At 65.8% G+C, this 12,696-nt stretch carries 12 protein-coding genes; 6 read left to right on the top strand and 6 right to left on the bottom strand.

The window, feature by feature from the left end; all coding sequences use genetic code 11:
- Positions 1–145: 145 nt before the first annotated feature.
- Positions 146–1,129 (top strand): DctP family TRAP transporter solute-binding subunit, encoded by a 984-nt coding sequence (locus QKY98_RS15345; RefSeq protein ID WP_027598412.1) that lies wholly within the window; start codon positions 146–148, stop codon positions 1,127–1,129.
- On the opposite strand, the gene QKY98_RS15340 is transcribed toward QKY98_RS15345, so the two are convergent.
- Positions 1,126–1,326 (bottom strand): hypothetical protein, encoded by a 201-nt coding sequence (locus QKY98_RS15340; protein ID WP_007163019.1) that lies wholly within the window; start codon positions 1,324–1,326, stop codon positions 1,126–1,128. The two genes, QKY98_RS15345 and QKY98_RS15340, sit on opposite strands and share 4 nt — an antisense overlap.
- 109 nt (positions 1,327–1,435) lie before the next feature.
- On the opposite strand from QKY98_RS15340, the gene QKY98_RS15335 reads away from it, so the two are divergent.
- Positions 1,436–2,542, top strand: coding sequence for an alpha/beta hydrolase (locus tag QKY98_RS15335; RefSeq protein WP_027598414.1), 1,107 nt, complete (start codon positions 1,436–1,438; stop codon positions 2,540–2,542).
- A 51-nt stretch (positions 2,543–2,593) separates the two neighbouring features.
- Here the strand turns inward: QKY98_RS15335 and QKY98_RS15330 are convergent, their stop codons facing one another.
- The 5 genes from QKY98_RS15330 to QKY98_RS15310 form a co-directional block, all read right to left on the bottom strand.
- Positions 2,594–3,031 carry an HhH-GDP family DNA glycosylase gene (locus QKY98_RS15330; protein WP_058792857.1) on the bottom strand — a complete coding sequence of 146 codons (438 nt, stop codon included), beginning with the start codon at positions 3,029–3,031 and terminating at the stop codon, positions 2,594–2,596.
- A 78-nt stretch (positions 3,032–3,109) separates the two neighbouring features.
- A complete protein-coding gene (locus tag QKY98_RS15325; protein WP_284671195.1) occupies positions 3,110–3,535 on the bottom strand; it encodes a group I truncated hemoglobin in 426 nt (141 codons plus the stop codon).
- Positions 3,535–4,386 carry a DUF3034 family protein gene (locus QKY98_RS15320; protein WP_058792856.1) on the bottom strand — a complete coding sequence of 284 codons (852 nt, stop codon included), beginning with the start codon at positions 4,384–4,386 and terminating at the stop codon, positions 3,535–3,537. Before QKY98_RS15320 ends, QKY98_RS15325 begins: the two co-directional genes overlap by 1 nt.
- Positions 4,383–6,701 (bottom strand): putative bifunctional diguanylate cyclase/phosphodiesterase, encoded by a 2,319-nt coding sequence (locus QKY98_RS15315; protein ID WP_058792855.1) that lies wholly within the window; start codon positions 6,699–6,701, stop codon positions 4,383–4,385. The genes QKY98_RS15320 and QKY98_RS15315 overlap by 4 nt, the downstream gene beginning before the upstream one ends.
- Positions 6,685–7,350, bottom strand: coding sequence for a methylamine utilization protein (locus QKY98_RS15310; RefSeq protein WP_027601421.1), 666 nt, complete (start codon positions 7,348–7,350; stop codon positions 6,685–6,687). The genes QKY98_RS15315 and QKY98_RS15310 overlap by 17 nt, the downstream gene beginning before the upstream one ends.
- Before the next feature lie 228 nt (positions 7,351–7,578).
- Here QKY98_RS15310 and lon point away from each other — a divergent pair, with 228 nt between their 5' ends.
- The 4 genes from lon (at position 7,579) to cmoB (ending at position 12,189) form a co-directional block, all read left to right on the top strand.
- Complete coding sequence (gene lon / locus QKY98_RS15305) at positions 7,579–9,969, top strand: endopeptidase La (RefSeq protein WP_027601420.1); 2,391 nt, start codon at positions 7,579–7,581, stop codon at positions 9,967–9,969.
- 61 nt (positions 9,970–10,030) lie between these two features.
- Positions 10,031–10,423 carry a protease inhibitor I42 family protein gene (locus tag QKY98_RS15300; protein ID WP_284671194.1) on the top strand — a complete coding sequence of 131 codons (393 nt, stop codon included), beginning with the start codon at positions 10,031–10,033 and terminating at the stop codon, positions 10,421–10,423.
- A 63-nt stretch (positions 10,424–10,486) separates the two neighbouring features.
- Positions 10,487–11,224 carry a carboxy-S-adenosyl-L-methionine synthase CmoA gene (gene cmoA / locus QKY98_RS15295; RefSeq protein ID WP_027598420.1) on the top strand — a complete coding sequence of 246 codons (738 nt, stop codon included), beginning with the start codon at positions 10,487–10,489 and terminating at the stop codon, positions 11,222–11,224.
- Positions 11,221–12,189 (top strand): tRNA 5-methoxyuridine(34)/uridine 5-oxyacetic acid(34) synthase CmoB, encoded by a 969-nt coding sequence (gene cmoB, locus QKY98_RS15290; RefSeq protein WP_284671193.1) that lies wholly within the window; start codon positions 11,221–11,223, stop codon positions 12,187–12,189. Before cmoA ends, cmoB begins: the two co-directional genes overlap by 4 nt.
- Positions 12,190–12,696 lie beyond the last annotated feature (507 nt).

Genomic DNA, 12,696 nt, shown 5'->3' with positions numbered 1-12,696 from the left:
GTGGTCGTTAGAACGCCAGCGCGACGCCGATTCTCCCGGTCATCCGCCAAACGGCAGCCAACGCCTTCCCACAGGCCCTGCGACCTGACGTCGCACTGGTAAAGTACGCCTACAAGGATTCCAAGAAAAATCACCAGGACCTGCCATGAAGTCGTCGATCCTGGGCCTTTGCGCCCTGCTCTCCGCCGCCCTGCCCATGACATCCAGCTACGCTGACGTCATTACTCTGAGGTTTTCCCATGTGGTAGCGCCGGAGACCCCCAAGGGCAAGGGTGCTCAGCTGTTCCAGCAGCTGGTGGCGCAGCGTCTCGCCGGGCAGGTCCAGGTGGAGGTGCTGCCCAGCGGCACGGCCTTTACCGATGCCAACGAACTCCAGGCGCTGCAGGACGGCAAGGTCGACATCCTGGCGCCGGCGATCAGCAAACTCACCGAACTCAGTCCCAAGCTCAAGCTGTTCGACCTGCCCTTCCTGTTCGAGAGTCGTGCGGCCCTCGATCACTTCCAGGCCCGGCCCAGCGGTCGCCAGCTGCTGCAGAGCCTGGAGCCAGCCGGGGTCATCGGCCTGGCCTACTGGCCCAACGGCCTCAAGCAGCTGTCGGCGCGCAAGCCCCTGCGCGAACCCGGCGATGCCAAGGGACTGGTGTTCCGCATCCAGAATTCCGACGTCCTGCAGAGCCAGTTCGAGGCCCTGGGCGCCACGGCGGTCAGGCTGCCCTTCAACCAGACCCTGCAGGCGCTCACCACGGGCACCGTCAATGCCACCGAGAACACCTGGTCCAATTACTGGAGCCAGCGTCTCGACCAGCAGCAGCGCTATTTCACCGAGAGCAACCATGGCGCCCTCGACTACATGCTGATCGTCAAGGCGGATCGCTGGCGCACCCTGCCCTTCGCCGTACGCAGTACCCTGGAAGAGATCATCGACCAGGTGACCTTCGAGGTGAAAAAGCAATCCGAGGCGGAAAACCAGCGTGATCGGGCGCGCATCGCCGCCGCGGGTGGCAGCGAGATCATCACCCTCACTCCCGAACAACGGGCGCGCTGGCGGGACGCCATGCGCCCGGTGTGGCAGCGTTACGAAGGCGAGCTCGGCGCCTCGCTGCTCAAGGCGGCGGAAACCTCGAACTAGCGGGACTGTTGCGGCGGCGCGGCCCAGCGGCGCAGGGGCAGACTGCCCGCCTCGCGACACTGCAGATCGCGAAAGGGCCCCGCGATCCGGACCCAACCCGGCCCCGGCGGCGTCTGGGTACAGAAGTCCTGACCATCGGTGTTGCTGCGCCAGCGCCAGTAGGCCGCCGGCTCGGCGACGGCCTGGCTACCCAGCAATCCCAGCAGGCCGATCGCCAGGTACCTGCCAGCGGTCCGCCGGAACCTATCGCGCGATAAGCATGTCGGTTTGGTGGTAGGCCCTCTGAATTCGCACAGGATTTCCGCCATGCCGCTGTCCGTCTTGCGTAGCAAACCCACCCTCCTCGCCCTCGCTCTGGTTGGCGCCGGTCTGGCCCTGACCGGCTGCGCCCGCGATCCGGAAAAACGTTCTCTGGGTGCCGAGGCGATCAGCAATGCCAAGAGCATGGCGCGCACCGATGCCGACATGCAGAAGGTGCTGAACAAATACGCCAGCTTCGATCCCAAGGCCGTGGAAAAACTCACCGCTCAGCAGGCCCGCCAACAGCCTACCATCGCCGATGCGGTCAAGGGTGTCCTGCAGGACGAGGGTCGTCCCACCCAGCCCGAGGCGCTGGTACCCGGCGTGACCAGCGTCGACCGCGCCGTCGACGGGGCCGCCGGTGTGCTGCCCGCCCGCATCTACACCCCCGAGGGCCAGGGTCCCTTCCCGGTCATCCTCTACTTCCACGGCGGCGGCTGGGTGTTCGCCGATCGCAACGTTTACGACGGTGGCGCCCGCGGTCTGGCAAAGCAGGCCAATGCCATCGTGGTCTCGGTGGACTATCGCCAGGCGCCCGAATACAAGTTTCCCGCTGCCCATGATGACGCCCTGGCGGCCTATCGCTGGGTGACCACCCACGCCGGCTCGCTCAACGGCGATTCCCAGCGGCTGGCCCTGGCCGGTGAAAGCGCCGGGGGCAACCTGGCGGTGGCGACCGCCGTGGCCGCCCGCAAGGCCGGTCTCACCGCACCCAAGCACGTGCTGTCGGTCTATCCGGTGGCCCAGACCAACACCCATACCCCGTCCTACGAGCAGTATGCGGACGCCAAGCCGCTCAATCGGCCGATGATGCTGTGGTTCGTCGAACAGGTGACCCGTACGCCCGCCGATCTCAAGGATCCGCGCCTGGACCTGACTCGCGCCGACCTCGCCGGCCTGCCGCCGGTGACCATCGTCAATGCCGAGATCGATCCCCTGCGTGACGACGGTGGCTTCCTGGAGACCGCCCTGCGCCAGGCCGGTGTCCAGGTGGAGCGCAAGGTCTATCCGGGCGTCACCCACGAGTTCTTCGGCACCGCTGCGGTGGTGCAGAAGGCCAAGGACGCCCAGGCTTATGCCGGCAGCCGTCTCAAGACGGACCTGGGCAAATAACAGTCTTCCGTCCGTCGTGAACACCGCCGGCCCCATGCCGGCGGTGTGCATTCAGTCGGGAAACAGCAAGGGCCCGGCCTCGCGCATGAAGATCTCGCAGGTCTTGGGGCCCACCCCCTTCAGGGTCTGCAGGCGGCGCTCGAAATCCGCACGATCGGCACTGGCGTTACGTAGCTTGAGAAAACTGCCGCCATAGTCTTCCTGCAGATGACGACAGACATCCAGCAGGCGCGTGGCGGTGCTCTCGTCATAACGCCGGTAGTGGCCCTCGCCGAGATAGTTGACCAGTTGCTGCCAGCTCAGATTGAGCAGCTTGCGCGGCGTGTCGCGGCCGTATTTGCGATAGAGCACCGTCCAGGCCTGGGCAGCGATGCTCTGGGAGATGCGCTTGCCGAACAGGTAGCTGGCCAGGAACCAGCCGAACAGCGCCAGCTCGTCGCCCGGCGCCAGGGTCAGACCGAGATCGGCCGCAGAAGTCGTCTTGCTCAAGCATCATCCCTCTCGTAGGCATCTTGCCTAGGGAGGATCTGGCGCGGATGAGGTTCGAAACCAGCGACAGCCGGCAGGCTACTGGCGGATCACCTCGCCGCGTTGCAGCGCCAGCCGCGCCAGCAGGGCATTCTGCGCCCGCTCCGGGATGCCCTCGCGCCGCATGGCCAGTTGCAGGTCTTCCACCAGGGCATTGAAGTCGGCGGGTTGCAGATTCAGACCGCGATGACTTTCCGCCATGCTCGCCCCTTCATAGCGACAGGGACCGCCCGCATCGGCACAGAATTTCTGGATGAGCAGCTTGCGCAGCCGCGCGATGTCGACATTGGCGAAGTAGTGCCGGATCCGCCCGTCGCGCGCCACGTTGAGCAGCATGCCCTCGACGATTCGGGTGATGCCGGGCTGGCCACCCAGCTCCTGATAGAGCCGATCGCCCACCGGCGGCTGGGGCGTGCAACCCAGCATCAGCAGCAGTGCCGCCAGCACCAGAGGCTTCGCCTGCATCAGTAGCTCCCCTGCAGCGACAGGTAGAGGCCCTGCTGATCGTCCAGGGTGGCGATCTCGCCCAGCCAGGCATAGGCCAGCACCAGCGACAGATGCTTGTTGGGGAAATAGCCGACGAAGGTATCCACCCAGTCACTCTCCCGGGTAAAGGACAGATTCTGCGGCTTCTCGCGATATTCCATGCCCACCGCCCACTGGGGATTGAAGAACACCGCCGCCGAGCCCTCCTTGAGCCACTGACGGCTGTCGTTGCGATCGCCACCGAAGCCCAGCAGCCCCATCTCGTTGGCGCGGCTGTACCTGAGACCGACGTTGAGCAGCAGGTTGTAGCCGAAGGCGCCGCCCAGAAACAGCCGGCTGGCACCCAGGTAGCCCTCGACATCGCTGTCGCGCCGCGCCCCCACGGCCGCGGGAATGCCAAAGTCGCGCTGATGCTTGTACTGCACGCCCAGGGCGATCTGCGGCAGTCGGTCGTAGATCAGGTCTCCCGCCAGGCGCACCTTGGCGCCGACGATGTCCTGGCTGAGGCTGTCTTCCTCGAGCTTCATCAACCGCCGCAGGGTCGGCATGTCCAGGCGCTGGCGGGCATAGGAGACCTCCACCCGATTGTCATAGGCCGCCGCCACGCCGGTGGCATCGAGCCGATAGTCACCGGTCCATACCCGGGTGGCAAAGGCGGTGGCGCCGGCCTGGCCGCTTTCGCCATAGCCGCCGATCACCGCCCAGGGCGTGATGCCCCCACCCGCCGCGCCTTCCAGACTGCTGGCGCCACCGGTGGCCAGCAGCTTGCCGCCGTCGGCCTGCACCCCGGTCGCCAGCAGCAACCCCGCTAGCAGCCAGCCACGCTTCATGACAGCGCCTCCAGCACCGGCTGGCTCTGCCGTTCCATCCAGGCCTCGAATTCCACGGCCGGTACCGGGCGGCTGATGTAGTACCCCTGGATCACATCGCAGCCCCAGCTGCGCAACAGCGCCAGGGCTCGGGCTTCCTCGACCCCTTCGGCTACCACCTCCAGACCCAGGTTGTGGCCCATCTCGATGGTCGAGCGGACGATGACGGCGTCATCGTTGCCCGGTGCCAGCTCCTTCACGAAGGACTGGTCGATCTTCAATTCGTCCACCGGCAGCCGCTTCAGGTGCGCCAGGGAAGCCTGGCCGGTGCCGTAGTCGTCCACCGACAACCGGATGCCCAGCACGGAGAGCCGGGTCAGCAGCGCGATGGCCGCTTCCGGATCGGCCATGATGGCGCTCTCGGTGATCTCGAAGGTCAGCTGCCGCGCCGAGACGCCGGCGTCATCCAGCCAGCCCATCACCCGCTCGGGCAGTCGGGCATCGGCCAGGTCGACCGCCGAGACGTTCAGCGACACCTTGACCTCGCGGCCCTGGGTCTGCCAGAGCGCCAGTTGCCGGATCGCCGCCTGGATCACCCAGCGGGTGAGTCCGGCCATGCTGCCACTGCGCTCGGCCAGGGGAATGAATTCACCCGGCGAGACCATGCCCAGTTCGGCGTGCCGCCAGCGCAGCAGCACCTCGGCCTGGTGCGGCCCATTACCTTGCAAGGCCACCTTGGGTTGGAACACCAGCATCAATTCACCCCGCTCGCCCGCCAGCGGCAGATCGTGGACCAGTTGCAGACGCCGCTGCTGGGCCGCATCCCGACCTTCATCATAGACCCGCAGGCGATCCGGCAACTGCCCGGCATCGAGCATGGCGCTGCGCGCGCGCTCGATCAGCTGGGTCGGATCGTCGCCATGGCGCGGATACTCGACGACGCCGATCCGGCAACTGAGACGATACAACTGACCTTCCCACTCGATGGGTTCGGCGAGCGACAGACGCAACTGCTCGGCGAGCCCCACCGCGCCTTCCAGGCCGACACGGCAGAACTGCACGAGAAATTCGTCCCCTACCGGTCGCGACACGCAGCCACGCCCGGCCAGCAGTACCTGAGCGCGCTCGGCCACCATCCTGAGGATGCGATCGCCGCCGGCGACCCCGGCGCTTTCATTGATCGCCTGGAAGCCATCCAGCCCCAGGTACAGCAGCGAAACCTGGGACTGGGTGGCGATAAAGACCCGCAGGCGTTCCTCGGCCAGGATGCGATTGGGCAATCCGGTCAGGGCGTCGTGCAAGGCATTGTGATTGAGCCGCTGCTCGCGCTCGGCGATGCCCTGGCGCATCTCTTCGAGCACCTGCGCCAAGCGGCCGAATTCGTCCCGGCGCTGGACCTCCACCTTGACCCCGTAGTCCCCCTGGCCGATCCGCCAGGACATCACCGACAGCTGCCGCAACGGCAGGGCCAGGTTGCGCGCCAGCCACAACGCGCCCAGCAGCGCCGCCAGCAGGGCACCGCCGGCGATCAGCGCCAGTTGCCTGAGCAGGGGTTCGAACTCGACCATGGCCAGATCGAGCGAACGCAGCAGATAGACCTGTACCGGATGGTCGGCGGTGCCGAGGGTCAGCCGCTTGACCTGATAGCGGCGATCACCCAGGGCCAGCTGCCAGCTATCGCTGCCCCGGGGCGCGTTCGCCAGCTCAGGCAGCAGCCGCCGTCCCTGCTCCTCAGGCAGGGTACTGGCCATCAGCGCGGCTTCGCCGAGAAACACCACGTCCAGGTTGATCAGCGAGCGAAATTCCTCGGCCATGGCCTGATCCATGGCGAAACTCATCACCACCTGGGCAATGGGTACAGGAGCCCGGACCGGCACCGTGACCCGCAATTGCGGCAGGCCGGTACCCGCCAGCACACAGCTGCCGTCATTGCCCGACGCCACCGCGACGGGCAGCCGCTCGCCTTGGCTGTGCGCCGCCACGGTGCTGGCGATCAGCCGGCCGTCCAGATCCAGCAGATAGGTATCGCCCGCGCCCACCCGGGCGCCATGGTTGGCCAGCGCTGACCTCAGGGTCGGCACATCGCCACTGGCGACGGCATCGCGAAAGCCGAAATCGGCGGCGAGCACCCGCACGGCATCGTTCAGCCGGCGGCAGCGCCCGTCCAGCACCTGGCGAAAGACCCGCGCCCCGGTGTCGAGCTGGTCATAGGACTGGCGCACCGCACTGGCTTCGGTGGCGGCCTTGACCGTCAGATAGACCAGGGTGATGACCACCAGCATCAGCAGGAAGAGACTGCCGGCGATGCGGGTCTGGAAACTATGGATGAGCTTCATCGTGCGTGGCCTTGTGGAAGGCATCCTCGAAAGCCGAGCTCGCCGGCTCCGCGGACTGCGGCTTCGGCTGAACCGCCAGCTGGAGTTTCAGGGTCACCGGCTTGCCCGCCACGTCCAGCGCAGGCTGGGCGACCTCCTGCTTGTCGCTGAGGTCGGGGTGCCACAGTGCCAGCTGATAATGACCGTCCGGCGCCTCCAGGCGGGCCTGGCCCTGACTGTCGGTCACCGCGGAGCGCCCGGCGGTGGTCACGTAGACGTATCCCACCATCCAGTCGTGGATATTGCAGCCCACCACCACCACGCCCGGTTGGTCGAACACCACCGGCGTGCTGGGAAGCCCGTGGTAGAGCGGCAGCTCGAAGCGCTTCGGGCTGGAAAAGGAATAGACCTGATGGCGGATGTCGTCGGTATTGGGAAAGCTCACCGCCGTCCCGGTGGCCACCGCCAGGACATGGGGGACGAAGCGCCGATTCTGCTGGTCGATGGCCGCGGGCCGCCGCTCGGGCACCAGTCCCGGCGCCGACAGCATCACCACCGCATCGGCCAGGGGTGCTCCCTGGCTGTCCACGACCTGCACGGCGACCGGCGCCGCCTGCGCGGTGCCGAGGCCCAAGACCAGCAATCCCGTTACTAGATGTCGCTTGTTCACCCGCTGTTCTCCACCGCGCGCCCTTGGAAACTCTCGCCGGCTTCGCGGCGTGACTTCAGCTTTAGCGGCAGTCTCGGGGGAATCTTTATCGTCGCGACGGCCAGTCGTTGCCCCGGTCGTCGCACTTCAAGCGGTGCCCGGCGGTCAAGAAGGACAGGTCTTGGCCTGCGTTGAAAAAGCAGCGCCCTCGCCCCATGTTGGCCCTACATCCAAGCCCAAGGTACGCCAATGAGCGATCAGGACAATCAAGCGGACATTCTCAGCGAAGAAGCCGGCCAGACCGGTCTGGTGCTACCCGGCCAGAATCTTCCCGACAAGCTGTACGTCATCCCCATTCACAACCGCCCCTTCTTCCCGGCGCAGGTACTGCCCGTCATCGTCAACGAAGAGCCCTGGGCGGAAACCCTGGAGCTGGTGGCCAAGACCGACCACCATTGCCTGGCGCTGTTCTACATGGAGCAGCAACCCGGCGATGCCGACGGCTTCGATCCCGACCAGTTGCCGCAGCACGGCACCCTGGTGCGCATCCACCATGCCACCCGCCAGGACGGCAAGCTGCAGTTCGTGGCCCAGGGCCTGTCGCGGGTGCGCATCCGCGGCTGGCTGCGCCGGCAGCGTCCGCCCTATCTGGTGGAAGTCGAGCACCTGCGCCCCAGTCCTGATCCCAGCGACGAGGTGAAGGCCTACGGCATGGCGCTGATCAACGCGATCAAGGAGCTCTTGCCCCTCAACCCGCTGTACAGCGAAGAGCTGAAGAACTATCTCAATCGCTTCAGCCCCAACGATCCCTCGCCGCTCACCGACTTCGCCGCCGCCCTCACCACCGCGCCGGGCGATGAACTGCAGCAGGTGCTCGATACCGTGCCCATGCTGCAGCGCATGGAAAAGGTCCTGCCGCTGCTGCGCAAGGAGGTAGAGGTCGCGCGCCTGCAGAAGGAGCTGTCCGCCGAGGTCAATCGCAAGATCAACGAGCGCCAGCGCGAATTCTTCCTCAAGGAGCAACTCAAGCTGATCCAGCAGGAGTTGGGCATCACCAAGGACGATCGCAGCAGCGACATCGAAGGTTTTCGCCAGCGCCTGGACGGCAAGATCCTGCCCGAAGCCGCGCAGAAGCGCATCGACGACGAGCTGAACAAGCTGTCCATCCTCGAGACCGGCTCGCCGGAATACGGCGTCACCCGCAACTACCTGGACTGGGCCACCGATCTGCCGTGGGGTATCCACGGCCAGGACAAGCTCGATCTCAAGCACGCGCGCAAGGTGCTCGACCGGCACCACGCCGGGCTCGACGACATCAAGAATCGCATCCTCGAATTCCTCGCGGTGGGCGCCTTCAAGGGTGAGGTGACCGGCTCCATCGTGCTGCTGGTGGGTCCGCCCGGGGTGGGCAAGACCAGCATCGGCAAGTCCATCGCCGAATCCCTCGGCCGCCCCTTCTATCGCTTCAGTGTCGGCGGCATGAGGGACGAAGCCGAGATCAAGGGCCACCGCCGTACCTACATCGGCGCCATGCCCGGCAAGCTCGTCCAGGCCCTGCGCGACGTCAAGGTGATGAATCCGGTCATCATGCTCGACGAGATCGACAAGATGGGCCAGAGCTACCAAGGCGATCCCGCCTCGGCACTGCTGGAGACCCTGGATCCGGAACAGAACGTCGATTTCCTCGACCACTATCTGGATCTGCGCCTGGACCTGTCCAAGGTGCTGTTCGTCTGTACCGCCAACACCCTGGACTCCATTCCCGGGCCTCTGCTGGACCGCATGGAGGTCATCCGCCTCTCCGGCTATATCGCCGAGGAAAAGCAGGCCATCGCCAAGCGGCACCTTTGGCCCAAGCAGCTGGACAAGGCCGGGGTGCCCAAGGATCGCCTGACGCTCACCGACAGTGCCCTCAAGGCCCTGGTGGAAGGCTATGCCCGGGAAGCCGGCGTACGCCAGCTGGAGAAGCAGCTGGGCAAGCTGGTGCGCAAGGCGGTGGTCAGGCTCATCGAGGACCCCAAGCTCAAGATCAAGATCGGCGCCTCGGATCTCGAGGACTATCTGGGCATGCCGCCCTTCCGCAAGGAGCAGGTGCTGTCCGGGGTCGGCATCATCACCGGGCTGGCCTGGACCAGCATGGGCGGCGCCACCCTGCCGATCGAGGCGACGCGCATCCATACCCTGAATCGCGGCTTCAAGCTCACCGGCAAGCTGGGTGACGTCATGAAGGAATCCGCCGAGATCGCCTACAGCTACGTCACCGCGCATCTCAAGGACTTCAAGGGCGATCCGAACTTCTTCGACCAGGCCCTCGTCCACCTGCACGTACCCGAAGGCGCCACGCCCAAGGATGGTCCCAGTGCCGGCATCACCATGGCCTCCGCCCTGCTGTCGCTGGCGCGCAACCAGGCGCCCAAGAAGAACGTGGCCATGACCGGCGAGCTGACCCTGACCGGCCAGGTGCTGCCCATTGGCGGGGTACGGGAAAAGGTCATCGCGGCGCGGCGGCAGAAGATCAGTGAACTGATCCTGCCGGAGCCCAATCGCGGTGATTTCGAAGAGCTGCCCGCCTATCTCAAGGAGGGGCTGACCGTCCACTTCGCCAAGCGCTTCGCCGACGTCGCCAAGGTGCTCTTCTAGTCTGACCGTCCGACCTCTTGGGGTATGCTCTGCGTTTTGCCGTCATACCCCGGAGGTTTCCATGTCCAACCGTCTTCTGTTCTGCGGCTGTCTGCTCCTGGCCGGCTGCAGCAGCACCCAGCCGAGCGGCAACCTCATCCTGGGTGACGACAGCGACTGCACCCCGCTGGCCATGCACATCGGCCAGGAACTGACCCTGACCCTGCCCAGCGATCCCACCAGCGGCTATCGCTGGAACATCCTTCAGCGCAGCGACAACCTCAGGCAACTCGGCCCGGAAGTCTTTCGCGAACAGCGCCAGGACCAGGGCGGCATCGGCAGCGCCGGTCAGTCCCTCTGGCGCTTCCGCGCCCAGAGCGCCGGCAGCGCCCATCTCGAACTCCAGGCTCGCCAGCCCTGGGATGCCGATGCCGAGCCCCAGGCCCGCTTCGACTGCCGTATCGAAATCCGCTGAGCCCACGTCCAGCGGTGCCTGCCGGGGGTACAATGCCCCCTTTCGATTTTCCAGGTACCGCCCATGAGCGAAGCCGACCGCCTGTTCGCGTCGCCGCAGCCTCCTGCCGACTTCACCTTCAACGAAGACGTGGTGCGCGTCTTTCCCGACATGATCAAGAGATCCGTGCCGGGCTATCCCACCATCGTCGAGAATCTCGGTGTCATCGCCGCACGGTTCGCCCAGCCCCATAGCCGCCTCTATGACCTCGGCTGCTCCCTGGGCGCCGTGACCCAGGCGCTGCGCCGTCATGTCCGCGCCGAGGGTACCCGGGTGGTGGCCATCGACAACTCCACCGCCATGGTTACCCGCTGCCGCGAATACCTCAGCGCCCAGGACTCCATGCATGAGGAGTTGCTCCCGGTAGAGGTGGTGGAAGCCGATATCCTCGAAGTCCCGCTCGAACCGGCTTCGGTGATCGCCCTCAACTTCACCCTGCAATTCATCGCCCCGGAACAGCGCCTGGGCCTGCTCAGCCGACTGCGCGCCAGCCTGCTGCCCGGCGGCGCCCTGCTGCTGTCGGAAAAGATCCGTTTTCCGGAGACCGAGACCCAGGCCCTGCTCAACGGCCTGCACCTGGACTTCAAGAGAGCCAATGGCTACAGCGAGCTGGAAATCGCCCAGAAACGCACCGCGCTGGAAAACGTCATGCTCACCGACACTCTGGACGAACACCGTGCGCGCCTGCAGGCCGCCGGCTTCACCACCGTCGTGCCCTGGTTCCAATGCCTCAACTTCACCTCCCTGATCGCCCTGCCATGACCCAGCCGTCCTACCTCGCAGCCCTGCAACAGGCGCTGGCGGATACTCCGCTGGCCACCTGGTCCCAGTCCCTCGAAGCCGTCCTGGCCGCCAAGTACGCCCGCGGCCACGGCGATCTGCAGCGCTGGCAAGCGGGTGTCGATGCGCTCCCCGAAATCGCTGTAGCGGCTGTCGAACTGAGTGAGGCCGTGCGCCTCCTCGGTGCTCCTACCGCGGAGCAGCACCAGGCCCTGCGCGAGGCACTGCTGCAACTGCGCCCGTGGCGCAAGGGCCCCTTCCAGCTGTTCGATCTCCACCTGAATACCGAATGGCGCTCCGACTGGAAGTGGGACAGGGTCTCCCCTCACCTGGATCTGCAGGGCAAGCGCGTCCTGGATGTCGGCTGCGGCAATGGCTACTACCAGTGGCGCATGCTTGGCGCCGGAGCCAGCCTGGTCCTAGGGGTCGATCCCAACTGGCTGTTCCACTGCCAATTCCAGGCCCTGCGCCGCTATCTGCCCGACCTGCCCACCTGGCACCTGCCACTGACACTGGAAGAACTGCCCGTACTGGACGGCGGTTTCGATACCGTCTTTTCCATGGGCGTGCTCTACCATCGTCGTTCGCCCATCGACCACCTGCTGGATCTGAAGAACTGCCTCGACAGCGGCGGTGAGCTGGTCCTGGAAACCCTGGTGGTCGAAGGCGATACCACCACCGTTCTGGTACCCGAAGACCGCTATGCCCAGATGCGCAACGTCTGGTTCCTGCCCTCCGCGACCGCCCTGCAACTCTGGCTGCAACGCGCCGGCTATCGTGACGTCCGCCTGGTGGACCTCACCCCCACGACGGTAGACGAACAGCGCTCCACCGAATGGATGGGCTTCCAGTCGCTACCGGACTTCCTGAATCCGGAAGATCCAGGCCTGACCGTCGAAGGCCTCCCCGCTCCCCTGCGCGCCACCCTGATAGCCCGCAAACCCTGAACGCAAAAAGCCCGGCACATGCCGGACTTTTTCTTGCTCTTGTAACGCTGCGGTAGGTTGGGTTGAGCGCAGCGAAGCCCAACATCCGACCATCCGATCGCGGCCATGGGCCGCTCCTACTGCATGCCTTCTAGCAGGAGCGGCCGCATCGACGGACCACCATGGCCGCGATAGCCCGGCGCAGCCGGGCTGTTGTGGCTCTTGTGCTCTTTGCGGAGTGTCAGCAGCACCGTCTAGCAGGCCCTGCGCCAACCTCTCCGCCACTCCGCTCCTAGTCCCCTCTCCCCCCGGGAGAGGGCTAGGGTGAGGGCAACCTCAGCTACGCAGTCTCAGGCCTTCGCTGGCCGTTCATCCGCTCCCAGCGCCTAGGCATGCTGACGCCCCGGCCAAACTTTTCCCGCCCCAAAGACAACACCCCCGCCAGAGTGATCTGAGCGGGGGTGCTGGGTGTTAGGCGCTTGACGATGACCTACTCTCACATGGGGAAGCCCCACACTACCATCGGCG

Source organism: Pseudomonas sp. HR1, from assembly GCF_030175875.1.
In the GTDB taxonomy this organism is placed as follows: Bacteria; Pseudomonadota; Gammaproteobacteria; order Pseudomonadales; family Pseudomonadaceae; genus Chryseomonas; species Chryseomonas oryzihabitans.
Note: the sequence above shows the minus strand (reverse complement) of the source record. Positions and strands in the feature narration are given on the sequence as shown.

Excerpts from the sequence above, each read along its gene's own strand:
- QKY98_RS15345 (WP_027598412.1), top strand. The coding sequence starts at position 146 with ATGAAGTCGTCGATCCTGGGCCTTTGCGCCCTGCTCTCCGCCGCCCTG.
- QKY98_RS15335 (WP_027598414.1), top strand. The coding sequence starts at position 1,436 with ATGCCGCTGTCCGTCTTGCGTAGCAAACCCACCCTCCTCGCCCTCGCT.
- QKY98_RS15325 (WP_284671195.1), bottom strand. The coding sequence starts at position 3,535 with ATGCAGGCGAAGCCTCTGGTGCTGGCGGCACTGCTGCTGATGCTGGGT.
- QKY98_RS15320 (WP_058792856.1), bottom strand. The coding sequence starts at position 4,386 with ATGAAGCGTGGCTGGCTGCTAGCGGGGTTGCTGCTGGCGACCGGGGTG.
- QKY98_RS15315 (WP_058792855.1), bottom strand. The coding sequence starts at position 6,701 with ATGAAGCTCATCCATAGTTTCCAGACCCGCATCGCCGGCAGTCTCTTC.
- lon (WP_027601420.1), top strand. The coding sequence starts at position 7,579 with ATGAGCGATCAGGACAATCAAGCGGACATTCTCAGCGAAGAAGCCGGC.
- QKY98_RS15300 (WP_284671194.1), top strand. The coding sequence starts at position 10,031 with ATGTCCAACCGTCTTCTGTTCTGCGGCTGTCTGCTCCTGGCCGGCTGC.
- cmoA (WP_027598420.1), top strand. The coding sequence starts at position 10,487 with ATGAGCGAAGCCGACCGCCTGTTCGCGTCGCCGCAGCCTCCTGCCGAC.
- cmoB (WP_284671193.1), top strand. The coding sequence starts at position 11,221 with ATGACCCAGCCGTCCTACCTCGCAGCCCTGCAACAGGCGCTGGCGGAT.